This is a genomic window from Serratia marcescens, from assembly GCF_006715005.1.
Classification (GTDB): Bacteria; Pseudomonadota; Gammaproteobacteria; order Enterobacterales; family Enterobacteriaceae; genus Serratia; species Serratia montpellierensis.
In genome coordinates this window covers 3,136,406-3,161,669 of the sequence record NZ_VFMJ01000001.1, presented here as the reverse complement: position 1 = coordinate 3,161,669, position 25,264 = coordinate 3,136,406, and the positions used below count along the sequence as shown (strand labels likewise).

Genomic DNA, 25,264 nt, shown 5'->3' with positions numbered 1-25,264 from the left:
TTCCTGCGCTGCGGCCCAGGAACCCCGTATAAGCAACACCAGTTTTTGGGAATCTATTTTGGTAAAGGCAACTGAGCAAAACGATAAGCTGAACCGCGCCGTTATTGTTTCGGTCGTTCTGCACTTCATATTGATTGCCCTGCTGATTTGGGGATCGCTGCAGGAAAAGGTCGACATGGGCGCCGGCGGTGGCGGTGATGGCACCGTGGTGGGCGCAGTGATGGTCGATCCTGGCGCGGTGGTGGAGCAATACAACCGCCAGCAGCAGCAGAGCAACGATGCGCAGCGTGCCGAGAAGCAGCGCCAGAAAAAGGCGGAGCAACAGGCCGAAGAGCTTCAGCAGAAGCAGGCGGAGCAGCAACAGCGCCTGAAGGAGCTGGAGAAAGAGCGTTTGGCGGCGCAGGAGAAAGCTGCGCAGGACGCCAAGGCGCAGGCTGAGCAACAGCAGAAGGCAGCGGAGCAGCAGAAACAGGCCGCCGAGCAGCAAAAAGCGGCGGAAGCCGCCGCAGCCAAGGCCAAAGAGCAACAGAAGGTCGCCGAAGCCGCCGCCGCCAAGGCGAAGGCCGAAGCGGAAAAGGTCGCCAAGGCACAGGCGGACGCGCAGAAGAAAGCCGAAGCGGAAGCCAAGAAAGAAGCGGCCGCCGCTGCCGCCGCCAAGAAACAGGCGGAAGAGGCGAAGAAAGCCGCAGCTGCCGCCGCAGAGCAAAAAGCCGCAGAGGCCGCGGAGAAGAAAGCGGCCGCTGAAGCCGAGAAAAAAGCCGCAGCGGAAGCCGAGAAGAAGGCTGCCGCTGAGGCAGAGAAGAAAGCGGCCGCCGCTGAGAAAGCTGCGGCAGCCAAGAAAGCCGCTGCGGACGCCAAGAAGAAGGCCGCCGCTGAGGCTGCGAAACAATCGGATGAAGTGAGCGATCTGTTTGGCGGCCTGGCGGACGGCAAGAACGCGCCGAAGAGCGGCGGTGCCAAATCGAAAGGTGATGGTAAACCGGCCGGGCAGGGCAATGCTAAGGCAGCTGGGGCCAGCGGGGCGGATATCAGCGGTTATATGGGGCAGATTCAAGGGGCGATTCAGAGCAAGTTCTATGACGCCAGTTCGTTCGCCGGCAAAACCTGCGACCTGCGTATCAAGCTGGCGCCGGACGGCCTGCTGATAAGCGTACAAGCGGCGGGGGGCGATCCGGCATTGTGCCAGGCCGCGGTGTCTGCCGCCAAGTTGGCGCATATACCGAAGCCGCCGAGCGATGCCGTTTATCAGCACTTTAAGAATTCTATCCTTGAATTCAAGCCGCAATAACGGTTGATTGACTGAGTAAGATCACAGGGATGTACTAAGGTAACCAACAGGGATTATGTAGTTTTACGTAAGTTGGTTTGTTAAAATTCTGCTAATTTATCGCAGGCATCCCGCCTGGATAAGGGAGATGAGATGAAGCAGGCATTTCGAGTAGCGCTAGGTTTTTTAATTCTGTGGGCGTCCGTGCTGCACGCGGAAGTTCGCATTGAAATCACCCAAGGGGTCGACTCCGCTCGCCCGATTGGCGTGGTGCCGTTTAAGTGGGCGGGCCCAGGCACGCCGCCGGAAGATATCGGCAAGATTGTCGGCGCGGATCTGCGTAACAGCGGCAAATTCAACCCGATCGACGTGGCGCGCATGCCGCAGCAACCGACCTCCGCGTCTGAAGTGACGCCGGCGGCCTGGACTGCATTGGGCATCGACGCCGTGGTTGTCGGCCAGGTTCAACCTGGCGCCGACGGCAGCTACCTGATCTCCTACCAGCTGGTGGACACTTCGGGTTCGCCGGGCACCGTATTGGCGCAGAACCAGTATAAAGTGACCAAACAGTGGTTGCGTTATTCTGCCCATACCGCCAGCGACGAAGTGTTCGAAAAGCTGACCGGCATCAAGGGCGCGTTCCGTACCCGTATCGCCTACGTCGTGCAGACCAACGGCGGGAAATTCCCGTATGAGCTGCGCGTAGCGGATTACGACGGTTACAACCAGTTCACGGTGCACCGTTCTCCTGAGCCGCTGATGTCACCGGCCTGGTCGCCGGACGGCAGCAAACTGGCTTACGTGACCTTCGAGAGCGGCCGTTCCGCGCTGGTGGTGCAAACCCTGGCTAACGGCGCAATCCGCCAGATCGCCTCGTTCCCGCGCCACAACGGTGCGCCGGCGTTCTCGCCGGACGGCAGCAAGCTGGCCTTCGCGCTGTCCAAGAGCGGGAGCCTGAACCTGTACGTGATGAACCTCGGCTCCGGCCAGATCACGCAGCTGACCGATGGTCGCAACAACAACACCGAACCGACCTGGTTCCCGGATGGCCAGTCGCTGGCGTTTACTTCCGACCAGGGCGGGCGTCCGCAGATTTATAAAATCAGCGCCAGCGGCGGTGCCGCACAGCGTCTGACGTGGGAAGGCTCTCAGAACCAGGATTCTGAAGTCAGCTCCGACGGTAAATTCCTGGTGATGGTGAGCACCAACAGTGGTGCACAACACATCGCCAAACAAGATCTTGGATCGGGCGCCGTTCAGGTTTTGACCGGCACCTTCCTGGATGAAACGCCTAGTATTGCGCCAAACGGCACCATGGTGATCTATAGCTCCACGCAAGGTATGGGCTCCGTGCTGCAGTTGGTGTCAACTGATGGACGTTTCAAAGCGCGTCTTCCGGCAACTGATGGACAGGTCAAATTCCCTGCCTGGTCGCCGTATCTGTGATGCATGTGTAAATATGTATGGCAAACTATAAAAGGATCAAAGAAATGCAACTGAACAAAGTGCTGAAAGGGCTTCTGCTGGCACTGCCAGTTCTGGCTGTAGCAGCTTGTAGTTCTAACAAAAGCGCGAACAACGACCAATCTGGTATGGGCGCTGGCACTGGTATGGAAAACGGCAGCAGCAACCTGTCTTCCGAAGAACAAGCTCGTCTGCAGATGCAAGAACTGCAGAAGAACAACATCGTTTACTTCGGCCTGGACAAGTATGACGTTAGCTCCGAATTCGCTCAGATGCTGGACGCGCACGCTGCATTCCTGCGTAACAACCCGTCTTACAAAGTGACCGTTGAAGGCCACGCTGACGAACGCGGCACGCCGGAATACAACATCGCTCTGGGTGAGCGCCGTGCTAACGCCGTTAAAATGTACCTGCAGGGTAAAGGCGTTTCCGCTGACCAGATCTCTATCGTTTCTTACGGTAAAGAAAAACCAGCAGTACTGGGCCACGACGAAGCGGCTTATGCTAAAAACCGTCGTGCCGTTCTGGTTTACTAAGAGAATCGCATGAACAGTAACTTCAGACGTCACCTGTTGAGTCTGTCGTTACTGGTTGGCGTAGCGGCCCCCTGGGCCGCTACTGCCCAAGCGCCAATCAGTAATGTCGGCTCCGGCTCGGTCGAAGACCGCGTCACCTCGCTTGAGCGCATCAGCAATGCTCAAGGCCAGCTTTTAAACCAACTCCAGCAACAACTCTCTGATAACCAACGCGACATTGATTCTCTCCGTGGGCAAATCCAGGAAAGTCAGTATCAGTTGAATCAGGTGGTTGAACGCCAGAAGCAAATCTATCAGCAGATGGATAGCCTCAGCCAGGGTGGCGCTCAGAGCGCCTCTGCGGCCGCGGGCGCTGCCGGTGGGGCAGCCGCAGGCGCATCTTCCGATGCGGGCAGCAGCGCGCCTGCAGCCGCGTCTGCAACGCCGAGCGGCGGTGATGAGAACAGCGACTACAACGCCGCTGTTTCTCTGGCGCTGGAAAAAAAACAGTATGACCAGGCGATTTCTGCCTTTCAGTCCTTCGTAAAACAGTACCCGAAGTCTACCTATCAGCCCAACGCCAACTATTGGCTGGGTCAGTTGTTCTACAACAAGGGTAAAAAAGACGATGCGGCCTACTATTTTGCGGTGGTGGTGAAGAATTACGCTAAATCACCGAAGGCGCCGGACGCCATGTACAAGGTGGGTATCATCATGCAGGAGAAAGGGCAGGCCGATAAAGCCAAAGCTGTGTTCCAGCAGGTGATTAAACAATACCCAACCAGTGCGGCGGCCAAACAGGCGAAAAGTCGCGTAGGCGGTTAATAGTCAGAAAAATGAGCCCAGAAGTTAGTCGATTTGACCGATTTCTGGGCTCATTCGCGTGAAGAACAAGCAGTTGAACGTATCAGCAAAAAATTTAGGTTGCGCTGCCAAGATAAATTAGTAATATATGCCGCCGTTGCCAAGACATCTTGCAAGATGTTAAAGCGGCAGGGAAATTGGGTCGTTAGCTCAGTTGGTAGAGCAGTTGACTTTTAATCAATTGGTCGCAGGTTCGAATCCTGCACGACCCACCAATTTCTGAAGTAGCAGTAACCACAACAGTGGGTGATTAGCTCAGTTGGTAGAGCATCTCCTTTACACGGAGGGGGTCGGCGGTTCGAGCCCGTCATCACCCACCACTGTTATGGGTCGTTAGCTCAGTTGGTAGAGCAGTTGACTTTTAATCAATTGGTCGCAGGTTCGAATCCTGCACGACCCACCATTCTTTAAGAATGGCAGCTTCAGAATCGGTTTGATGTGGCAAGTAAAGGTCCGAGTCGAGTACCCGTCGAGTTGTCCTGAACATCCCCATCCTTGTTTTCCGCGAGTCGGTTCCAATAACCTATTCGCCATCAGCAGTAAACCACATCAGTGGGTCGTTAGCTCAGTTGGTAGAGCAGTTGACTTTTAATCAATTGGTCGCAGGTTCGAATCCTGCACGACCCACCACTCTTTAATAGAGCAAGGTGTTAAATCGTCAGGATGAGAACCGTAAAGGTTCGAGTCTCGCAAAGCGAGACAACATCACATCAGGTGATGGCCCGAAGGGCGAGGCCAAAGGCCGAGTTATCCTGCACGACCCACCACTCTTTGAGAGTGAAAATAGCAGTACCACAGCAGTGGGTGATTAGCTCAGTTGGTAGAGCATCTCCTTTACACGGAGGGGGTCGGCGGTTCGAGCCCGTCATCACCCACCACACTGCGGGTCGTTAGCTCAGTTGGTAGAGCAGTTGACTTTTAATCAATTGGTCGCAGGTTCGAATCCTGCACGACCCACCAATTCAGAAAAAAGCGCCTTTTGGCGCTTTTTTCGCATCTGTATCCTCCCAAACCTGACTTTATCCGCTTGCCAAGATAGTTCACTGAGCCGTGCGGGTGAGATCCTGCGTTCAGGTTCGAGCATCGCGCAGCGATACGACAACGCGCAGCGTTGCCCGCAGGGTGAGGCCACAGGCCGAATCAATCCTGCACGACCCACCCATTCAGAAAAAAGCGCCTTTTGGCGCTTTTTTCGCATCTGCGTCATCGCAATCTAAATCCGCTGCTTTCTCGTTTCAATACCACACCGATCGTCATCCCGCTCTTTTCTGAACGGCTATACGTTCTCGCCAGGCTGTTAATCCGCTGTGAACTGCGCGGGTAACGCCAGTGTTTTTAATTCATTAAACAATAGGTGCGCAAATATGAAAATATCAGCGGACTTTTCGCGCAGTTTTAGGTATTTTGTTTAGTATATAAAACGAAGGGCGTTGCGGCAGGCGATATTCACGCGGCAGGCGCCCAGCCTAGCATGAGATTGCAGCGATGAGTGAAATGTTTGATGTCAATGCGGCGGTGTATCCCTTCCCGCCTAAACCGGTACCGCTGGACGTAGCCGAAAAAGCCTTTTATCGCGAGAAGATCAAAACCCTGCTCAAGCAGCGCAATGCGGTGATGGTCGCCCACTATTATACCGATCCGGAAATTCAGGCGCTGGCGGAAGAAACCGGCGGCTGCGTGGCGGATTCGCTGGAAATGGCGCGCTTCGGCAGCGCTCATCCGGCTTCTACACTGTTGGTGGCCGGCGTGCGTTTCATGGGGGAAACCGCCAAAATCCTCAGCCCGGAAAAGCAGGTGCTGATGCCGACGCTGTTTGCCGAATGTTCGCTGGATCTGGGCTGCCCGGAAGAGGAGTTTCAGGCGTTTTGCGACAGCCATCCCGATCGTACCGTGGTGGTCTATGCGAACACCTCGGCGGCGGTCAAAGCGCGCGCCGACTGGGTGGTGACTTCCAGCATCGCCGTTGAGCTGATCGAACACCTGGATAGCCTGGGCGAGAAGATCATTTGGGCGCCGGATCGCCATCTCGGCAGCTACGTGCAAAAGCAGACCGGTGCCGACGTGCTGTGCTGGCAAGGCGCCTGCATTGTGCATGACGAGTTCAAGACCCAGGCGCTGCGGCGTATGAAGGCGCTTTATCCGCAGGCGGCGATCCTGGTACATCCCGAATCGCCTCAGGCGGTGGTCGAGCTGGCGGATGCGGTGGGATCTACCAGCCAACTGATTCAGGCGGCGAAAACATTGCCGCATCAACAGCTGATTGTCGCCACCGATCGCGGTATCTTTTACAAGATGCAGCAGGCCTGCCCGGACAAGGAGTTGTTCGAAGCACCGACCGCCGGAGAAGGGGCGACCTGCCGCAGCTGCGCGCATTGCCCGTGGATGGCGATGAATGGCCTGAAGGCAATTGCCGAAGGGCTGGAGCAAGGGGGCGCGCAGCATGAGATCCACGTGGACGCCGCGCTGCGTGAGAAGGCACTGGTGCCGCTGAATCGCATGCTGGATTTCGCCGCTCAGCTTAAGATGCAGGTTAAAGGCAACGCTTAACCGTTTAAAAGGATGACCTCATGAGCTTCTTCAGTACCAGCAATATTCTGGTGCACATTCCGCTGGGCGCAGGTGGTTACGATCTGTCGTGGATCGAAGCTATCGGCACATTGTTCGGGTTGCTGTGCATCTGGTACGCCAGCAAGGAAAAAATCATCAACTACCTGTTCGGCCTGATCAACGTCACGCTGTTCGCGGTGATTTTCTTCCAGATCCAGCTGTACGCCAGCCTGCTGCTGCAGCTGTTCTTCTTCGGTGCCAACATTTACGGTTGGTATGCCTGGAGCCGCCAGACCCAGGACAATCAGGCTGAGCTGCAGATCCGCTGGCTGCCGCTGCCGAAAGCGTTGGCCTGGGCGGCGGTCTGCGTCATCGGCATCGGCCTGATGACCTTTAACATCGACCGCGTGTTCGCCTGGCTGACGCAGGTTGCGGTGGCGGTGATGCAAGGGCTGGGGCTGAACGTGCAGATGCCTGAACTGCAGCCGGACGCGTTCCCGTTTTGGGATTCGGCGATGATGGTGCTCTCCATCGTGGCGATGATCCTGATGACGCGCAAATACGTGGAAAACTGGCTGCTGTGGGTGGTTATCGATGTCATCAGCGTGGCGATCTTCGCCTACCAAGGGGTGTACGCGATGGCGCTGGAGTACGTCATTCTGACGCTGATCGCCCTGAACGGTTCCTGGCTGTGGATTAAGAGCGCCGGGCGCAACCGTTCCAATCCGCTCTCTTCCACACCGTAACAACGCAGAGGGCGCCGTGGTGGCGCCCTCTTGGCTTAGTGACGATGTCCCAGATGGGAATGCGCTTCGGCATGTGAGTGTTCACTCGGCTCCGGCGCCCGGTTGATACCGCAGTCCGGCGTCTCGCAGTGCTGGTACTCCATCTGAATGGTCACGTGGCCAATCTTGTAGTGTTCCAACAGATAAGCCTGAATGCGTTGCAACAGCCCATCGTGGTCATGCGGCGGGATCACCTGCGCATGCAGTGTCATCAGCTTCTGGTCGCCGATCTGCCAGACGTGTACGTGGTGGATGTTGCGCACTTCCGGGATATTCAGGCACAGGTCTTTTTGCAGCTTGGCGATGTCGATCTCCTGCGGCGTGCCTTCCAACAGTTCGTGGAAACTCTCCTTCAGCAGTCGCCAGGCGCTGCGCAGCACCAGACAGGAGACCAGCACCGACAGGATCGGGTCAATCGGCGTCCAGCCGGTGGCAAGAATGACGATGGCGGCGGCGATGGCGCCCACCGAACCGAGCAGATCGCCCAGCACATGCAACGCGGCGGCGCGCACGTTGATATTTTTCTCTTCGCTGCCGCGATGCAGCAACCAGAAGGCGAACAGGTTCGCCAGCAGCCCCGCTATGGCGATGATCAGCATCGGGGTACCCATCACCGGCTGTGGTTCGAAGAAACGCCGTATCGCCTCCCACAGGATGAATACCACGATCACCAGCAGCGCCGCGGCGTTGAGGAAGGCCGCCAGGGTAGTGAGGCGCAGATAGCCGAAGGTATGGCGCGCGTTGGGCTTGCGCTGGGAGAAATGTACCGCCATCAGCGCCACCAGCAGCGCGGCGGCATCGGTCAGCATGTGGCCGGCATCGGCCAACAGCGCCAGCGAGCCGGACAACAGGCCGCCGACCACCTCGGCCACCATAAAGACCGCGGTGACTAAAAAAGCGGTCAGTAGGCGTTTACTATTACTGTCTTTCGGCAAGTGTACGTGTGGAGTGTCCGACATTATTCATCCTTATGCATAGCGAAAGAGGGGGCGGCGGTGAGCAGAGCGTCCAGCTCCGGCACTATCTGCGCCACTAACGCCTTTAATTTAGTATAAGCGGCGGCGGCAAGCTCACCCCGACGTGCGGTATCCACCAGCTGCTGGCACAGCTGCGCAGCTTCCGGCAGCTGCAGCATCAGCAGACTGCCCTTGATGCGGTGCGCCGCCTGCTCCAGTTGTGGCCAGTCGCTCGCGGCGACGGCATCCGCGAGTCGCTGCCGGTCTTGCCGCAGCGTATCGCCGAGCGTCTGCGCCAGCCGCTGCAGCATGGCGCGATCGCCACCCGCCATTTCGGCCAGCGTTTGCTGCAGGTCAGTAAGGACTGACTTTTCTTCCTGAGCCTGCGGCTGTTGAGCCAATACCTGGCCGATCGCCGCCAGTGAAATCGGTTTGGTCAGGAAGTGGTCGATCGCCACCAGCCCTGGCGGGATGCGGGTAAACTCCTGCACGTCTGCCGAGCAGAGCACGATGCGGCAAGGCGGGCGCCGCAGCCGCTGTTCGTCGCGGCGGATCAGCCTGGCCAGCGTCAGGCCGTCCGGACGCGGCATGTTATAGTCGATAAACAGCAGATCGAACGGCTGCCGGCGCTGGGCCTTCAGCAGCGCATAGCCTTGCTCGAAGCGGGCGGGCTGCAGCCCGAAGTGGCGCAACTGGCGTTCCAGCAGCAACAGATTGGTGGGGTGATCGTCGATCAGCGCGGTACGCAAGGCGGAAGACGGCAGAGCAAAGGTATGCTCCTCCGGGGCGACAGCCGGCGCGGCACCGCTCAGCTCGACCGGTACCGTGACCTCGACGCGGGTGCCGACGCCCGGCTGCGACCGCAGCTCGATGTGGCCGCCCATTTGTTCGACGATCTCTTTGCAGATAGACAGTCCTAAACCGGTACCCTGCACCGAGATGCGTTGCGCGCCGCGCGCGCGGTAAAACGGTTGGAACAGCTTGTCTATTTCATCGGCGGCGATGCCGCAGCCGCTGTCGTTCACCGTCAGATGCAATTCTCCCTGTCGATCATTCTGCGCGTGCCAGCCGACCTCGACCTGAATGGCGCCGCGCGGCGTGAACTTTATCGCGTTGTTTATCAAGTTGTTAGTTACCTGAAGTAAACGCTCACCATCAATAATCACCCCCTCCGGCAGCGCCGGATCCGCCAGCACGCTCAGCGTCAACGGCCGCTCGCCGATCAGCGGCCGGTAAAGGGCGTCGATGCGTGCTACCCAGGGGCGCAGCGCCACCGGTTTCGGCGCCAGCGTCAGCGAACCGGTTTCCAGCCTGGCGTGATCCTGCAGGTCGTTGAGCAGGTTGAGCAGCGAAGAGGCCGAGCTGTATATCACCGGCAGCCCTTCCGGCGCAGGTTGGCGTTTAAGCTCCAGCTCCAGCAGGCCGAGGATGGCATGCATCGGCGTGCGCAATTCGTGGCTGACGGTGGCGAGGAATTTACTCTTCATGCGGTTTTCCGCCTCGGCGCGACGGCGCGCGTGCTCGAGCTCTTCGCGTTCGCGTTTTTCACGGCGCTGCAGCATGAAACGGCGCAGCGTCAACGCCAGCAGCAGCACGGTGGCGGCGGCCAGCAGCGCCAGCAACCAGGTGGTCTGCGGCGGCATGCGGTTGTCGTTCACCGCGTCGATCAGATTGCTGCGGTCGACGATCCACTCGTCGCGCAGCGATTGTAGGGTGTCCGCCGGGATCTGCATCAGGTTCTTATCGAGGATGGCCAACAGAAGAGGCTGATCGCGGCGCACGCCGAAGGCCACCGGGTAGGGGATGTTGTTGGCGGCAAAGGCCAGCTTGATGGCGCCGGAATAGCGCGACAGCGCCAAAAAGTTGGCGGAGATAACGTTATCCACCAGCGCATCCAACTGGCCGTTGGCCAGCGCATCATACATCGACTTGCTGTCGGCGAAGCTGATGGTTGGTTCCCGTTCCGGCACCAGCCCCTGCGCCAAATCGCCCTGCAACACGCCGATGCGCTTACCGGCCAAATCGCTCCAGGTCGAGATGCCGTTGGCGTATTGGCCGACGTAAACGCCCCACAGCGAACGGTGGATCGGCATGCTGGCGCCGTAGCGCGCCTTGACGCCGCGCGCCAGCGGCAGGGCGGCGCGGAAGCTGGCCTGGCCGGACTGCACCAGCTCATCGGCCTGCTCGGCGTTGCGCGCCCACAGCGGCGCGAAACGCAGCCCGGTGTTTTGCGCGATGATGTTGAGAATGTCGATGGCGTAGCCACGCGGCTGGCCGTCGGAACCGCGGTAGGCGAACGGGAAGTTGTTCTCGATGGCGGCGTAGTAAACCACACGGTGGCTCGCCACCCAGTTTTTCTCCATCGTCGTCAGATCGGCATTGCCGGTGTCGAGGTAGCTGGGGATTTTTTTGCTCCAGCGGCTCTGCAGGGCGTTCATCAGTTCCATCGGCGCGTCGGCGATGGCGGTGTCCAGCGTGTCTATCAGTCGCGGGTCGGCGGCGGCGAACACAAAGGAGAGGTTGCCCAGGTTCTCGTTGCTTTCAATCTGATAGAGCTGGCCGAGCTGCAGCTGATCGATGATAAAACTGGCGCTGGCCTCGTCGGCGATAAAGTAGTCGCTGCTGCCGTTGAGCAGCGAGTAGACCGCCTGCAGGTTGTTGTCGTAGCGCTGGATCTGCGATGCCACCGCCTGCAGGGCGCCGCCGGATTGCATGTCGGTCAGCGCGCCGATCGCGACGCGGGCGTTGGCGGAATTGAGCATCACCGGCCGATCGTTGCTGCGATCGCGCAATACGCGCAGGTTGCTGACGTAGTAAGGCTGAGAGATCTCCAGCCCGTGCAGCGCTTCACTCTGCGGGATGCCGTACAGCAGATCGACCTTGCCGTCGTGCAGCGCCTGCTCCAGCTGCGTCAGGTCGGCGAAGCCGTAAATGGCAAAGCGGATGCCGGTCACCTGCTGAATGTAGCCGAGGTAATCGGCGTTCAGTCCGTACAGATCGTCGTCCACGATGATGTTGTATGGGCTGGTGTTCTCACTGATGATGCCGATGCGCAGCGTTCGGTCGCGCCAGGGGTTTTTCTCGCCGACAATCAGCATGTTATCGGGGGTATTCAGATTGCTGACCAGCTGATAGCGCACCGGCTCTGCCGCCTGCGCCAGACCGCACCACAGCAGCAGCAGCAGCAGGGCGCGGCGCATCATGGCGCCAGCTCTTTAAACACCGCCACCAGCTCCAGCAGGTTGCCGGCGCCGGTCTTGCGCTGGATGTTTTTCTTGTGCGTGCTGACGGTCTTGTTGCTGATATGCAGCCGATCGGCGATCTGCAGGTTGGACAGGCCCTGGCTCAGCAAGCCCAGCACTTCGAGTTCCTTGGGGGTGAGCAGCCCGCCTTCCGCCATCGGCGCCTCTTCGGCCAACGCGGCGGCGGGGAAACTGGTTTCCCCGTCCAGCACCTGCTCGATCGCCTGCACCAGCTGCGCCAGCGAGCTGCCTTTATTGACGAAACCGTTGGCGCCGGCGGCGTGCGCCATGCGTGCATAGACATCGGCCTCCTGCGCGGTGTAGATCAGGATCGGTTGTTGCGGGTAGCGGCGGCGGATTTTTTTCAACAGCTGCAGCCCGTCGACCTGCGGCAGGCCGATATCCAGGATCACCAGGCCGAAAGCGGCCTCGGCCAGCAGGGCCAGCGCCTGAACGTCGTCGTGCGCCGCCTGAAGGCGGTAGGGACGGGATGATTTCATTAGCGCCGCTTCCAGTGCGACATGAACCACCGGGTGGTCATCAACTAATAACAGAGAGGGCATGTTCAACTCGGGTCGCTTTATATTCCGATCGCTAGCATAGCGAAAAAGGAGGCTCTGCGCTCCCCTGATGAAACAGCACAATCTGCTGTTAATTTGGCGGTTCCAGCGGAGGGGGGCAAAGGTGATTTACAGCGCCATTCCCACAGGCTAGATTGTTGGGATCTACACCGTTACGCACTGCGAAATACCCCTCGATACCGAATGGAAAAGCTATGAATTACCAAAACGACGATTTACGCATTAATGATATTAAGGAACTCCTGCCGCCGGTGGCTTTGCTGGAGAAATTCCCGGCCACTGAACGCGCAGCAAAGACGGTGTCCCAGGCCCGCAGCGCAATTCACAATATCCTCCGCGGCAGCGACGATCGCCTGCTGGTGGTGATTGGCCCTTGCTCTATCCACGATACCCAAGCCGCCAAAGAGTACGCGGGGCGCCTGCTGGCGCTGCGTGAAGAACTGAGCGGCGAGCTGGAAGTGGTGATGCGCGTGTACTTCGAAAAACCGCGCACCACCGTGGGCTGGAAAGGCCTGATCAACGATCCGCAAATGGACAACAGCTTCAACATCAACGACGGCCTGCGCCTGGCGCGCAAGCTGCTGGTGGAGATTAACGACAGCGGCCTGCCGGCCGCCGGCGAATTCCTCGACATGATCACGCCGCAGTACCTGGCGGATCTGATGAGCTGGGGCGCCATCGGCGCGCGCACCACGGAATCGCAGGTGCACCGCGAGCTGGCTTCCGGCCTTTCTTGCCCGGTCGGCTTCAAGAACGGCACCGACGGCACCATCAAGGTGGCGATCGACGCCATCAACGCCGCCGGCGCGCCGCACTGCTTCCTGTCGGTGACCAAATGGGGCCACTCGGCGATTGTTAACACCAGCGGCAACGGCGACTGCCACATTATCCTGCGCGGCGGCAAAGAGCCGAACTACAGCGCGGCGCACGTGAAGGACGTCAAAGCCGGTCTGAGCAAAGCCGGGCTGCCGGCGCAGGTGATGATCGACTTCAGCCATGCCAACAGCAGCAAACAGTTCAAAAAGCAGATGGACGTGAGCGCCGATGTTTGCGGGCAAATTGGCGGCGGTGAAAAAGCGATTATCGGTGTGATGATCGAAAGCCACCTGGTGGAAGGCAACCAGAACCTCGAAAGCGGCGAACCGCTGGTTTACGGCAAGAGCGTGACCGACGGCTGCATCGGCTGGCAGGACACCGAAACCGTGCTGCGCGATCTGGCGGCGGCGGTGAAAGCGCGCCGCGGTTAATCGCGAAAATGACAAGGGTTCGGCAGCGGGCCCTTGTTTTATCCTTGTCATTGCATTTCTCTATCTCCATCTTCCGTTAATATAAGGCTTACAATTAATAGGCCAATGAAATCATTAAGCGACCTCCTTCGCATTATTCCTATTTAATAAAAGAATAATTGTCACTGCTCATGGCATTGTGCTTATATAAGACGCTTTTTTATTCCACAAACCCCGCATGAAAAATAAGTGGGGAGTGGCATGACCTATTCCTTTCAGGACGAAAGAATTATGACAAGCAATACCTCGCAGCCGCTGGGGCTGCACCGGATTAAATTCCATGGGAAAGGTGGCGAGTACTTCGCTATTTGGTTAGTCAATGCATTATTGACCATTGTGACCCTGGGCATCTATTCCGCCTGGGCGACGGTGCGTCGGCGTCGTTATTTTTACGGCAACACGGAATTGGACGGCGATCGTTTCGATTATCATGCGCAGCCGCTGCAAATTCTGAAAGGGCGTCTGTTGGTGATCGGTGGCATCATCGTGTTTTATATCCTGCTGGCGGTGGCGCCACTGCTGGGGCTGCTGGCCTTACTGGCGTTGCTTGCCCTGCTGCCATGGGTGGTGATTCGCAGCTGGCGCTACAATGCGATTATGTCGAGCTATCGCGGCGTGCGTTTTAATTATGTTTGCCGCACCGGGCGCGCTTATTGGGCGCTACTGTTCTGCCCGCTATTACTGATTATCGGGCTTTATGTCGGCTTAATCATTTTGCTCAGTATTGGCAGCGGTTTTGACAGTATCAACGCCATCGGCCTGATTCTGGTGCTGACGCTGCTGTTGGCCGTGCCGGCATTCGCCGCCGTCAACGGTATTATTAGCGCGCTGCAGCACGATCTGTACGTTAATAATCTGTTCTTCGGCCGCACGCCGTTTATTGCCGAGCTGAAAAAGTCGGCCTTTATCAAATTTGCCTTGATCGGCCTGCTCATTTTCCTGCCGTTTATGTTGGCGGCGCTGGTATGTATGGGGTCGTTCATACTGTCGCTGTACCAAATGATATTGATGGGCATACTGACGGATGAAACCGCCGACTTGCTGGTGTTGGAGAATATTGGCAGCCTGCTGCTGATGATGGTGGTGTTGCTGGTTGGCGCGTTGATCGCCGGCAGCTACCAGATCGTCGCCCAACGCAACTATCTGTATAACCAGGCGACGCTGAACGGCAATATCAAACTGCGCTCTTCCATGCAAACCCTGCCGTATATGGGGCTGTTGATCACCAATACCCTGATCACGCTGTTCTCGCTCGGCTTTGCTGCGCCGGTGGCGGAAGTGCGTCACGCCCGTTATCTGGCGGAGTGCACGGCGGTTGAAGGCGATCTGGCATTGCTGGACATCGCGGCGCATCAGGAAACCGCCAACAGCGCGGTGGCTGAAGAAGCGGTGCAGGCGCTGGATCTGGGCGGCAGCTTCTGAGGCGCCGATGATCCTTGAGGGCGCCTATCAGTTGCCGGGGCGGGCCGCACGTGAGGCGGCCCGTCTGCTGGTGAACGAAAGCGGCGAGGGCGTGACGCTGCAGCGGCAGGATGAGCAACGTTACATCCCCTTGGCTGACATCACCGTCTCTGCGGCGCTGGGCAATATTCCGCTGACGCTGACCTTCAAGGACGGTGCGCGCTTTGTGCCGGACGACGACGCAGCGTTTCGCCGCTGGTTCTATCAGCGCCGTTCGCCGGGCTGGGTGCATCGCCTGGAACGCCACAAACGCGGCGTGGCTCTGGCGCTGTTGATGACGCTGCTGGCGGTCGTGGCCTACGTTTACGTTGTGCTGCCGTGGGCGAGCAGCGAGATCGCCATGCGCATCCCTACCTCGGTGGAACAGACGCTGGGCGAACACACGCAGACGTTTTTGAGCCAGAGCGGCTTCAAGCCTTCTGCACTTCCGGCCGAGCGGCAGCAGGCATTGCAGCAGCTGTTCCGGCAGGTGATGCCGGCCGAGATGCGCCAGGAGCGCACGCCGCTGTCGTTGAAGCTGATGGCGGTGCCCGGTGCGCCGAACGCCTTTATGTTGCCGGACGGTACGCTGGTGCTCAGCGATAGTCTGGTCGCCTTGTCGAAAAACGACGAGGGGCTGGCGGCGGTGATGCTGCATGAGATGGGGCATCACGCTCATCGCCACCCGATGCGTATGCTGGTGCGTTCGTCGCTGGTGGCCTTGACGCTGATGTGGATGACCGGCGACGTCAGCGGCATCGGCGACACGCTGCTGCAGTCCGCGTCCTTCGTGAATGAGATGCAGTTTTCCCGCGGGATGGAGCGCGAGGCGGATGCGTTCGCCATCGCTCAGATGCAGCGCCAGGGGCGTTCGCTGGCGGAAATGGCGGCGATCTACCGCGCGTTGGCACAGGCGCCTGAACGAGAACAGGCCGATGACTGGGCGTTGCCGGCCTGGCTCAGCACCCATCCGGCGATGCAGGAACGGCTGGAGGCGGTGAACGAGGCGATGGCGCAGCAGTAATAAAAAAGCCCCCGGCGAAAACCGGGGGCTTTTTCGTTAACGGGCGAAATTACTTCGCTTTACCCTGGTTCGCTACGGCCGCCGCTTTTGCTGCGATCTCGTCAGCGTTACCCAGGTAGTAACGTTTGGTTGGCTTGAAGTTCTCGTCGAACTCATACACCAACGGCACGCCGGTTGGGATGTTCAGCTCGAGGATTTCGTCTTCGCTCAGGTTATCCAGGTATTTCACCAGCGCGCGCAGCGAGTTGCCGTGCGCCGCAACGATCACGCGCTCGCCGCTCTTGATGCGTGGCAGGATCTCTTCGTCCCAGTAAGGGATAACGCGATCGATGGTCAGCGCCAGGCTTTCGGTCAGCGGCAGCTCTTGCTCGGTCAGCGAGGCGTAGCGCGGATCGTGGCCAGGGTAGCGTTCGTCTTCTTTGGTCAGCTCAGGTGGGGTCACCGCGAAGCCGCGACGCCATTGTTTCACCTGCTCGTCGCCGTATTTTTCAGCGGTTTCCGCTTTGTTCAGACCCTGCAGCGCGCCGTAATGACGTTCGTTCAGCTTCCAGGATTTTTCGGTCGGCAACCAGGCCTGATCCAGCTCGTCGAGGATGTTCCACAGGGTGTGGATCGCGCGCTTCAGTACGGAGGTGTAAGCGAAGTCGAAAGTGAACCCTTCTTCTTTCAACAGCTTGCCTGCTGCTTTCGCTTCGGTACGGCCCTTGTCGGACAGATCGACATCATACCAACCGGTGAAGCGGTTTTCTTGGTTCCACTGGCTTTCGCCGTGACGCACCAGAACCAGCTTAGTTACAGCCATAGCTTAACTCCTTAATAATCTGACATTTCAATGATAACGAAAATCATTATATTGCCGCGGGCCGGGGCTCGGCAATCGATAGTGTCTAACCATAGCCAATTTCTTGCCGCAAAGTAAGGGCTGGCGAAAGGAAAAAGCTGAATCGTTCAGGCTGGCGCTGCGAGGGGGAAACGGCGCGCCGAAATCGCGTCGGGCGCGCCGTGGCGTGGGGCAAATCAGGCCGATTTTTTCAGGCAGCTGCTCATGAAGGTTTTACGCGCGTCGCCCTTCAGATTCTTGGTCTTGGCGTCGGCGTTGCAGGTTTTCATTTTCTGCTGCTGCGGCGTCAGGGTTTTGCCCGTCGCGGCGGCGCCTTCAGATTTCAGGCAGGTGCTCATAAAGGTGGAGCGATCCGCGCCTTTCAGCGATTTGGTGGATGCCTGTTGGTTGCAATCGGTCATGCGTTTCTGTTGGGCCGCCTGCGCCGGCGAAGGCGTTTTTGTCGCCGTCGTCGCGTCGGCCGCCATCAGATTGGTGCTCAGCATTAAGCCCGCCAGCAATGGAAGTGCAGTAATCAGACGCATAGGTGTTCCTTCAGCTATTGATTGGCCGCCATCGGCCGAAAATTGTGACGTTGCACAAGGCGTTGTGCTTATCACGGTAGCCTGAGTGTAGTGCGCGCTTTGGAATAAGGAAAGGTGGGCGCCGGCGGGGGAATAGCGCTAAAAGGTAAGCATTTATAACAAATCGCCCCCGGCCGCGCGGCGAGGGGCGTGGCGGGTCAGATAGGATAAAACTGATAATGCGTGGTGCTGCGGTAGCGGCTCCCCGGCTGCAGCCAACAGTCCGGCTGTGGCCATTCGGGATGGTGCGGGCTGTCCGGCAAAAACTCGCTTTCCAGCGCCACGCCGGCGTGGTTGGCATAGCTGCCGCCGTCGCGCGCCGGCGTGCCGGCCAGATAATTGCCGCTGTAGAGTTGCAGTGCGGGCGCGTCGGTGAACACGCTCATCTGCACTTGCCCGTCGGCGGACCATAAATGGGCCGCCGGGCACTCCAGCGCGCCGCAGGTGCGGTGCAGCAGAAAAGCATGATCGTAGCCTTTTACCCGCTGCTGGTCGCGGTCGCGCAGAAAATCCTGCAGCAGCGTTTTCGGCTGGCGGAAATCCATGCCGCTGCCGTCCACCGGCGTCAGCCCGGCACAGGGAATGCCCTCGGCGTCGACGGGCAGATAGCGATCGGCGAACAGCTGCAGCCGCTGGGCGCGGGCGTCGGTGCCGGCACCGTCCAGATTGAAATAGGCGTGGTTGGTCAGGTTGACCGGGCAGGGGCGATCGACCTGCGCCAGATAGCTGATTTCCACGCGATTGTCGGCGGTCAGGCGGTAGCAGACCTGCACGTCGAGATTGCCCGGGAAACCCTGATCGCCCTCTGCCGAGTGCAGCGCATAGCAGACCTGCTGCGCATCGTGCTGTACCCGGCGCCAGCGGCGGGCATGGAAGCCGTCGGGGCCGCCGTGCAGCTGGTGGGCGCCCTGATTGGCGGCCAGCGCATGGGGTTTCCCGTCGATGGGCAGACTGGCGTTGGCGATGCGGTTGGCGTAACGGCCGACGGTGGCGCCCAGATAGGCGCCCTGACGTTGGTAGTCCGCCGGGCTGCGGCAGCCGAGCAGCAGCTCGCGCCTTTCGCCGGATTTGAGCGGCAAGACGGCGGACAGCCAGGTGGCGCCCCAGTCCATCAGAGTGACGGTCATGCCGCCGGCGTTTTGCAGCTGCGTCAGTTGATAAGGTTGCCCATCGGGGGCGAGTGCCGCCGTTGGCGTCAGCATAGGCCGGCGCCTTGCGAAGCCTGGCAGACATAGAAGGTTTCCTGCAATCCGCCGGTTTGCCGCGGATACTCGTGCGCCACGGCGGCACGCACCGTCTCCACGAGATCCTGCGGCATCAGCGCGACGATGCAGCCGCCAAAGCCGCCGCCGGTCATGCGCACGCCGCCGCGTGGGCCGATCGTCGCTTTGACAATCTCGACCAGCTTATCGATCGGCGGCACGGTGATTTCGAAGTCATCGCGCATCGAGGCGTGGGATTCCGCCATCAGTCGGCCCATGCGTTGCAGATCGCCGGCCGCCAGCGCGTCGGCCGCCGCCAGCGTGCGGGCGTTCTCGCTGATAACATGGCGCGCGCGTTTGGCCACTAACGGATCGAGCTGATGTTGACGGGCTTCAAACTGTTCGGCGCTGACGTCACGCAGCGCCTTGACGCCGAAGAACCGCGCCGCCTCTTCGCACTGTTTGCGTCGGGTGTTGTACTCGCTGTCCACCAGCCCGCGTTGCACATTGGAGTTGACGATCACCACCGCGATGCTGTCCGGCATCGGCACCGCACGGGTTTCCAGCGAGCGGCAGTCGATCAGCAGAGCGCTGTCGCGCCGGCCGAGCGCGGAGATCAGCTGATCCATGATGCCGCAATTGCAGCCGACGAATTGGTTCTCCGCCTCCTGGCCGTTCAGCGCCAGCGCCACGCCGTCCAGCGGCAGCTGATAGAGCGCCTGCAGCGCCTGGCCCACCGCCACTTCCAGTGCGGCGGAGGAACTGAGCCCCGCCCCTTGCGGCACATTACCGGCGATCACCAGGTCCGCGCCGCCGAAGTCGGCGTTGCGGCGCTGAAGGTGCTTCACCACGCCGCGCACATAGTCGGACCAGCGCTGATCGGGATGGTTGACGATCGGATCGTCGAGCGAGAATTGATCCTGCTGATTCTGATAATCGGCGGCGAGTACGCGGATCTGGCGGTCGTCGCGTTTGGCGCAGGCGATAACGGTTTGATAATCGATGGCGCAGGGCAGCACGAAGCCGTCGTTGTAATCGGTATGCTCGCCGATCAGGTTCACCCGCCCCGGCGCCTGGATGGTCAACGCCGGCGCGTAGCCGAAGTGCTCGGTAAACAGGGAATGGGTAAGCGGTTTCAGGCTCATGCTTGGGCTCCGGCTTCACGGTAATGAATATCGCTGACGGCGCGCAGACGCTCTGCGGCCTGTTCGGCGGTCAGGTCGCGCTGGGTTTCCGCCAGCATCTCGTAACCGACCATAAATTTGCGCACGCTGGCTGAACGCAGCAGCGGCGGGTAGAAATGGGCGTGCAGCTGCCAGTGTCGATTGTCGGCACCGTTGAACGGCGCACCGTGCCATCCCATCGAATAGGGGAAGGAGCACTGGAACAGGTTGTCGTAGCGGCTGGTCAGCTTCTTCAGCGCCAGCGCCAGATCTTGGCTTTGCGCCGCGCTGAGATCGGTAATGCGCTGCACCGCCGCTTTCGGCAGCAGCAGCGTTTCAAACGGCCAGGCGGCCCAGTAGGGCACCACCGCCAGCCAGTGTTCGGTGTTCACCACGATGCGTTCGCCGGCGGCCAGCTCGCGCCGCGCATAGTCCAGCAGCAGCGGGGAGGCGTGCTCCCGAAAATACGCTTGCTGCAGGCGATCTTCGCGCTCGGCCTCGTTCGGCAGAAAACTGTTGGCCCAGACCTGCCCGTGCGGGTGCGGGTTGGAACAACCCATCGCCGCGCCTTTGTTTTCGAACAGCTGTACCCAGGGGTACTGCCTGCCTAGCTCATCGGTTTGCGCCTGCCAGGCGGCGACCACCTGCTCCAGCGCCGGCAGCGTCAATTCGGGCAGGGTCTTGCTGTGGTCGGGAGAGAAGCAGATCACCCGGCTGACGCCGCGCGCGCTCTGGCTGCGCATCAGCGGATCCTGGCTGTCGGGTGCCGGCGGCGTATCGCTCATCAGCGCGGCGAAATCGTTGGTGAAAACGTAGGTGCCGCGATAATCCGGATTGCGATCGCCGGTGACGCGCGTGTTGCCCGGGCACAGGAAACAGTCGGGATCGTGCGCCGGCAGCGTTTCCGTGGGGATGGCCTCTTGTTGGCCCTGCCAGGGGCGCTTGGCGCGGTGCGGTGAGACCAGCACCCACTGGCCGCTCAGCGGGTTGTAGCGGCGGTGTGGGTGGTCGATAGGGTTAAATTCCGTCATACGGTTCCTTTCTTGACGTCGACGAAGGTGTAATCGCTTCCAATTACCGCCTTGATACGCCCGTCACTGGACAGGGAGAGGTCATTGCGCAAAAAGATAGCATGCCCGCGGCGATAAAAAGGTGATCTAACGCGAAAAATGGAATCGTTTACACTTCATTGAAAAGCGACGAATGGCCGGAGATGAGCCGGTGGCTACGTGATTGAGGGGATTGCGGTGAGCTGCCGGTGATAGCGTTTTCACCTGGCCAACCGGCAGAGAGAGGCTCTCTGCCGGCGTCAGCCGTCAGGGGTGCTGATACAGCGGGTAGGTGAAGAACAGCAGATGGGTCAGGTTAAGCCCGAAATGGAACAGAATCGGCACCCACAGGCGGCCGCTCCACATCCATGCCAGGCCGTAGATCACGCCGGCCAGCGTCGCGAAGATCACCATCAGCATGCCACCGGCCAAATGCGCGGCGCCGAACACCAGGGCGGCGACGATCAGCGCCGGCCAGGCCCCCAGCCATTGGCTGAGGCGCTGTTGCAGGTAGCCGCGAAACAGCGCTTCTTCGGCCATGCAGACGAAGAACAGGTTCGCCATCACGAATGGCAGCATCCAGGCGGGCGCATGCAGTTCGATTTTTAAACCGCCCAGCGCCACGGCCAGCAGCAACAGCGCCGGTACGCTGATGATCAATGCGATCCAGGAACCCGAGGCGACGCTTTTTTCCGCTTTATCGGTTCTGAACAGCGTGGGCAAGCAGGCGAACAGCAGGAAGGGCACCATCGCCTTGTCGAAATTGTAATACATGGTGAACGGCGCGCTGAGCGGGCCGGCTTTCTCGCCGTCGATCATCAGCTGGTTGTGGATGCCCGGCACCAGATGCAAGAACAGCGCGATGCAGCCGGCGACCACCAACCCTTCGAACGCGATCGCCAGATTACGCTGCGCGCGAAAATGGTGACGCAGCCCGGCCAACGCTACGATCGCCAGCAGATAACTCAGGCTGAGCGGCGTCAGTACCCCATGATAAAGCCCCATGCCCGCCGAGGCGGCCAGGATCACCCAGGCTATCAGCCGATTAAACGGCAAGAAAAATAACGAAGCAGCCAGTACGCCCCACATAATATGTCCCTTTAAAATATGTACACGGCGCTCAGCGCCTTTGCGGCGTGCGATGATGGCGAAATTGAGCGCTAAAGCGGATAGTAGCACACCCAAATGACGCTAAAGGTCGGGGCAGTGACGGATTTGTGCATGATGCCGGCCCACACGACCGGCGACAACGCGGGTCAGCCTTTCATCCAGGCCTGCGAACGGATGATTTCGGCCAGATTTTGCAAGGTATCGAGGCTTTGTTGGTGGATTTCCTGCGTGGGGGCCGCGCACAGGTCGTGCAGCACGGTCACCTGAAAGCCGGCGTCGTGCGCCTGACGCGCGGTGCTCTCGATGGCGAGCGGCGTGCTGACGCCCGCCAGCAGCAGATGATGGCACCGATGCTGCCGCAGCCAGGCTAACAAATTGTTACCGGAGAAGGCGCTGACCGCCGTTTTTTCAAACAGCAGATCGCTCTCTTCCTGATGCAGGTCGGGCATCCAGCGGCAGCCCGGGCTGTTAAGCCGCAGCGCGCCTATCTGTTTCAAATGGTTGAACAGCGGCGAGTGGGGGGGAATATCATGATAATCGTCGGCGAATCCCACCCGCACCCAAATTACCGGGATTTTTCGCACCCGGGCGTAGGCCGCGGCGGCATTGACGTTGGCGAGCAGGTGGGTCGCCAGCACCTGTTCGCGGCAGTGGTTGGCGCGCCCTTTGGGCCCGATCAGATCCTCGATCAGGTCGATGATAATCAACGCAGCGGACATGGCGTCTCCAGAAAATGGCCTTCTTTCTTTCTATGATAAAAGGCCAAATGTGATGTGCTGCGGTGAAGTGTTGCCGGATATGTTTACGCCGCGCTTCAGGCGGAGGCCACCTCCAGCCGTTGCTGTTGGTAGCCGTAGCCGCCCTCGCCGTCGGGCACGAAGCTGAGGCGGTGAGTGATGCACCGCGGCGCGTCTTCGGCATGGTGTGAGACGAACAGCAGCTGGGTGGCGCCCTGGCCAATCAGCACGTCGATGAAGCGACGCACCAGCTGGCGATTGAGCGGATCCAGCCCTTGCAGCGGCTCGTCGAGGATCAGCAGCGCCGGGTGTTTCACCAGCGCGCGGGCGATCAGCGCCAGCCGCTGTTGGCCCCAGGAAAGGCTGTGGAACGGAGCGTCGCCGCGCGCGCCGTCGAGCCCGAGCAGCGCCAGCCATTGTTCGGTCAGCTGCCGCTGACGATCCGAGACCGCCTGATAAATGCCGATCGAATCGAAGAACCCCGACAGCACCACGTTGCGCACGCTGGTGTTGACGCGATAATCCAGATGCAGGCTGCTGCTGACGTAGCCGATATGGCGCTTGATCTCCCAGATGGTTTCCCCGCTGCCGCGGCGGCGGCCGAACAGCGTCAGATCGTTGCTGTAGCCCTGCGGATGATCGCCGGTGATCAAACTCAGCAGCGTGGACTTGCCGGCGCCGTTCGGGCCGACGATCTGCCAATGTTCACCGGGGTTAACCTGCCAGTCGAGATGATTGAGGATCGGTCGATCGTTATAGCTGACTACGCCGTCGCGCAGGACGATCAGCGGCCGATCCGCCGGCAGGGCCACCTTTTGCGTCGGATCCTCGGTCTCCGGCAGCGCCAGCCCGCTGAGGTTTTCGCTGTGCGCCAGCTGCGCCACCAGCGCGTCTGCCATCACCTGGCGGCGCGGCCCGCGGCTGGTCAGGGTGCAGTCCGCCAGCACGCCCACTTGCCGGACAAAATCCGGTATTTCGTCGAACCGGTTGAGCACCAGCACCACGGTTTGGCCCTGGGCGGAAAGTTCGCTCAGCAACGCGGCGAGCTGTGCGCGCGAGTGAACGTCCAGCCCGTCGAAGGGTTCGTCGAGGATCAGCAGGTCAGGCTCGGGCATCAGCGCCCGGCACAGCAGGGTTTTACGCGTTTCGCCGGTGGAGAGGTACTTGAAGCGGCGCGTCAGCAGGGCGGTGATGCCGAACTGCGCGGCCAGCCGCTCACAGCGCGCGGCGTCTTTCACCTCTTCCTGAATGATTTCCGCCGCGGTGCGGCCGGTGTCGTCCTCGTCCGCGCTGAGCAGATCGGTGTTGTTGCGTTGCCACTCGTCGCTGACCATTTTTTGCAGCTGTTCGAAGGAGATGCGCACTGCGTGCTGAAAATCGCTGCGCCGTTCGCCGCTCAGCAGAACCAGTTCGTCGGCCAGCGCACGCGCCAGGGCGGATTTGCCGCTGCCGTTGGCGCCGACGAAGGCCCAACTGTCGCCGGCCTGGATCGCCAGCGCGTCCAGCGTCAGGGTACGGGTATCGCTTAAGCGGAATGAACCTTGCGAAATGTGCAACGACGACATCACCTGTTCCTTTTTTTGCAATTATTTGCCTTAGAAATAGGCGCATTGCACGGTGATGTCAATCAGCAAAAACGCAACGTTACGTTGCGCTTAACACAACGTGGCGACAATCACGTGGTCGGCGTTGAACAGGGCGTGTACGGCGGCGCCGACGCTCAGTTGCAGGCGCTGCAGCTCCGCCGTCGTGAGGGTGGCGCACAGGGTTTCGCCCCCCGCCAGCGTCACCAGCACCTCGCTGTGTTCGGCCCCTGGCTGAATGCCGGCTACCACGCCTGCCAGCGCATTATCCGCACCGGCATGCTCCGCTGTCTCGACGCTTAACCGCACCCAGGGCGCCTTGATCAGCGCCAGCACCTCTTTGCCCGGCGTCAGCTGCAACCGGTCGGCACTTTGTTGAGTGATGGCCGCCGTCAGGCGAGTGGTGCCGTCGTTCAACAAAATCGCCAGGTGCTGCTGCACCTGCTGATGATCGCGTTCGATCACGGTGCCGAAGAACTGATTGCGCGCGCTGGTTTGCAGCGAGAAGCGCGAGATGGCCGCCAGCAGGCTGTCGAGCGGCAGATCGTCCTGCTGCAACACGTCGAAAGCTTTTTGCTGTACCTGGCCCAGCAGGTCATACAGCTGGATCAACCGTTGGCCATAGTGCGTCAGCTGCGCGCCGCCGCCGCCTTTACCCCCGGTGGCGCGTTCCACCACCGTTTGTTCCGCCAGCTGGTTCATCTCATTGATGGCGTCCCAGGCACTTTTGTAGCTGATGCCCGCCAGTTTGGCCCCCTGGCTGATGGAGCCGGTGTGCTGTACCTGTTTCAGCAGCGCGATGCGGCGCGGATCGGCGAACAGCTTTTGCTGGAGTTTGAGAGTCAGAAGAATTTCGGCCTGCATAGCGCACATCCTGTCGGCAGCAAAAATCTTATTGTCGCCGATTTGGCGGCAAAGCGCCAAACGCCGTGCGTGGGAGAGCGGGGCAATAAAGACTGGTATTGCAATATTGTAATAATATAACATAACAAGAAACGATAAAGCTTTATTCCGGCTGCGGCCGATTTTTATTTCACCACAGGGA

The 25,264-nt window shown here is 59.8% G+C and carries 21 protein-coding genes, 6 tRNA genes and 2 other RNA genes; 17 read left to right on the top strand and 12 right to left on the bottom strand.

Annotated features, from left to right (window positions below; all coding sequences use genetic code 11):
* Nucleotides 1-58 precede the first annotated feature (58 nt).
* The 14 genes from tolA to pnuC all read left to right on the top strand — a co-directional run bounded on the left by tolA (nt 59) and on the right by pnuC (nt 7,403).
* Nucleotides 59-1,288, top strand: coding sequence for a cell envelope integrity protein TolA (tolA, locus tag FHU12_RS15280; RefSeq protein WP_141970365.1), 1,230 nt, complete (start codon nt 59-61; stop codon nt 1,286-1,288).
* Between the two features lie 132 nt (nt 1,289-1,420).
* Entirely contained in the window at nt 1,421-2,713 is a 1,293-nt protein-coding gene (tolB, locus tag FHU12_RS15275; protein ID WP_004939856.1) for a Tol-Pal system beta propeller repeat protein TolB, read from the top strand.
* A gap of 44 nt (nt 2,714-2,757) precedes the next feature.
* Entirely contained in the window at nt 2,758-3,267 is a 510-nt protein-coding gene (pal, locus tag FHU12_RS15270; RefSeq protein WP_025160033.1) for a peptidoglycan-associated lipoprotein Pal, read from the top strand.
* Nucleotides 3,268-3,276: 9 nt separating this feature from the next.
* Nucleotides 3,277-4,071 (top strand): cell division protein CpoB, encoded by a 795-nt coding sequence (gene cpoB / locus FHU12_RS15265; RefSeq protein WP_004939852.1) that lies wholly within the window; start codon nt 3,277-3,279, stop codon nt 4,069-4,071.
* Between the two features lie 178 nt (nt 4,072-4,249).
* A tRNA-Lys gene (locus FHU12_RS15260) sits at nt 4,250-4,325 on the top strand.
* A 29-nt stretch (nt 4,326-4,354) separates the two neighbouring features.
* Nucleotides 4,355-4,430: transfer RNA gene (locus FHU12_RS15255), tRNA-Val, on the top strand.
* Nucleotides 4,431-4,437: 7 nt separating this feature from the next.
* Nucleotides 4,438-4,513: transfer RNA gene (locus FHU12_RS15250), tRNA-Lys, on the top strand.
* Between the two features lie 151 nt (nt 4,514-4,664).
* Nucleotides 4,665-4,740 (top strand) — tRNA-Lys (locus FHU12_RS15245).
* A gap of 13 nt (nt 4,741-4,753) precedes the next feature.
* A non-coding RNA gene (locus FHU12_RS15240) (RtT sRNA) lies at nt 4,754-4,877 on the top strand.
* Between the two features lie 35 nt (nt 4,878-4,912).
* A tRNA-Val gene (locus FHU12_RS15235) sits at nt 4,913-4,988 on the top strand.
* A gap of 6 nt (nt 4,989-4,994) precedes the next feature.
* A tRNA-Lys gene (locus tag FHU12_RS15230) sits at nt 4,995-5,070 on the top strand.
* Nucleotides 5,071-5,146: 76 nt separating this feature from the next.
* Nucleotides 5,147-5,271: non-coding RNA, RtT sRNA (locus FHU12_RS15225), on the top strand.
* A 324-nt stretch (nt 5,272-5,595) separates the two neighbouring features.
* A complete protein-coding gene (nadA, locus tag FHU12_RS15220) occupies nt 5,596-6,657 on the top strand; it encodes a quinolinate synthase NadA (protein WP_141970363.1) in 1,062 nt (353 codons plus the stop codon).
* A gap of 20 nt (nt 6,658-6,677) precedes the next feature.
* Nucleotides 6,678-7,403, top strand: a complete 726-nt coding sequence (gene pnuC, locus FHU12_RS15215) for a nicotinamide riboside transporter PnuC (protein ID WP_089180632.1) — start codon at nt 6,678-6,680, stop codon at nt 7,401-7,403.
* Between the two features lie 35 nt (nt 7,404-7,438).
* Here pnuC and zitB read toward each other — a convergent pair whose 3' ends face one another.
* From zitB to FHU12_RS15200, 3 genes are read right to left on the bottom strand one after another with little or no spacing between them, the layout of a single operon-like run.
* Complete coding sequence (gene zitB, locus FHU12_RS15210; protein ID WP_141970361.1) at nt 7,439-8,401, bottom strand: CDF family zinc transporter ZitB; 963 nt, start codon at nt 8,399-8,401, stop codon at nt 7,439-7,441.
* The gene (locus FHU12_RS15205; protein ID WP_141970359.1) at nt 8,401-11,601 is read right to left on the bottom strand and encodes an ATP-binding protein; all 3,201 of its coding nucleotides are present in this window, start codon (nt 11,599-11,601) and stop codon (nt 8,401-8,403) included. Before FHU12_RS15205 ends, zitB begins: the two co-directional genes overlap by 1 nt.
* Nucleotides 11,598-12,203, bottom strand: a complete 606-nt coding sequence (locus FHU12_RS15200; protein WP_141970357.1) for a response regulator — start codon at nt 12,201-12,203, stop codon at nt 11,598-11,600. The genes FHU12_RS15205 and FHU12_RS15200 overlap by 4 nt, the downstream gene beginning before the upstream one ends.
* Before the next feature lie 212 nt (nt 12,204-12,415).
* Between FHU12_RS15200 and aroG the strand changes: the two genes are divergently transcribed.
* From aroG to FHU12_RS15185, 3 genes are all read left to right on the top strand, one after another.
* A complete protein-coding gene (gene aroG / locus FHU12_RS15195) occupies nt 12,416-13,468 on the top strand; it encodes a 3-deoxy-7-phosphoheptulonate synthase AroG (protein ID WP_141970355.1) in 1,053 nt (350 codons plus the stop codon).
* Nucleotides 13,469-13,738: 270 nt separating this feature from the next.
* Nucleotides 13,739-14,929, top strand: coding sequence for a YjgN family protein (locus FHU12_RS15190; RefSeq protein WP_141970353.1), 1,191 nt, complete (start codon nt 13,739-13,741; stop codon nt 14,927-14,929).
* A gap of 7 nt (nt 14,930-14,936) precedes the next feature.
* Complete coding sequence (locus FHU12_RS15185) at nt 14,937-15,971, top strand: M48 family metallopeptidase (RefSeq protein WP_141970351.1); 1,035 nt, start codon at nt 14,937-14,939, stop codon at nt 15,969-15,971.
* Between the two features lie 49 nt (nt 15,972-16,020).
* Here FHU12_RS15185 and gpmA read toward each other — a convergent pair whose 3' ends face one another.
* The 9 genes from gpmA to modE all read right to left on the bottom strand — a co-directional run bounded on the left by gpmA (nt 16,021) and on the right by modE (nt 25,083).
* Complete coding sequence (gene gpmA / locus FHU12_RS15180) at nt 16,021-16,773, bottom strand: 2,3-diphosphoglycerate-dependent phosphoglycerate mutase (protein WP_004939834.1); 753 nt, start codon at nt 16,771-16,773, stop codon at nt 16,021-16,023.
* A 215-nt stretch (nt 16,774-16,988) separates the two neighbouring features.
* The gene (locus FHU12_RS15175) at nt 16,989-17,336 is read right to left on the bottom strand and encodes a PsiF family protein (protein ID WP_048232954.1); all 348 of its coding nucleotides are present in this window, start codon (nt 17,334-17,336) and stop codon (nt 16,989-16,991) included.
* A 197-nt stretch (nt 17,337-17,533) separates the two neighbouring features.
* Nucleotides 17,534-18,577, bottom strand: a complete 1,044-nt coding sequence (galM, locus tag FHU12_RS15170; RefSeq protein WP_141970349.1) for a galactose-1-epimerase — start codon at nt 18,575-18,577, stop codon at nt 17,534-17,536.
* Entirely contained in the window at nt 18,571-19,722 is a 1,152-nt protein-coding gene (gene galK / locus FHU12_RS15165; RefSeq protein WP_141970347.1) for a galactokinase, read from the bottom strand. Before galK ends, galM begins: the two co-directional genes overlap by 7 nt.
* Entirely contained in the window at nt 19,719-20,771 is a 1,053-nt protein-coding gene (gene galT / locus FHU12_RS15160; protein WP_141970345.1) for a galactose-1-phosphate uridylyltransferase, read from the bottom strand. The genes galK and galT overlap by 4 nt, the downstream gene beginning before the upstream one ends.
* A gap of 285 nt (nt 20,772-21,056) precedes the next feature.
* The gene (locus FHU12_RS15155) at nt 21,057-21,878 is read right to left on the bottom strand and encodes a CPBP family intramembrane glutamic endopeptidase (RefSeq protein WP_141970343.1); all 822 of its coding nucleotides are present in this window, start codon (nt 21,876-21,878) and stop codon (nt 21,057-21,059) included.
* Nucleotides 21,879-22,045: 167 nt separating this feature from the next.
* On the bottom strand, nt 22,046-22,618 hold the full coding sequence (locus tag FHU12_RS15150; protein ID WP_141970341.1) for a cysteine hydrolase family protein: 573 nt from the start codon (nt 22,616-22,618) through the stop codon (nt 22,046-22,048).
* A 95-nt stretch (nt 22,619-22,713) separates the two neighbouring features.
* Nucleotides 22,714-24,201: a molybdate ABC transporter ATP-binding protein ModF gene (modF, locus tag FHU12_RS15145; protein WP_141970340.1), complete on the bottom strand. Its 1,488-nt coding sequence runs from the start codon at nt 24,199-24,201 to the stop codon at nt 22,714-22,716.
* Between the two features lie 90 nt (nt 24,202-24,291).
* Entirely contained in the window at nt 24,292-25,083 is a 792-nt protein-coding gene (gene modE / locus FHU12_RS15140; RefSeq protein WP_141970338.1) for a molybdenum-dependent transcriptional regulator ModE, read from the bottom strand.
* Between the last annotated feature and the right edge of the window lie 181 nt (nt 25,084-25,264).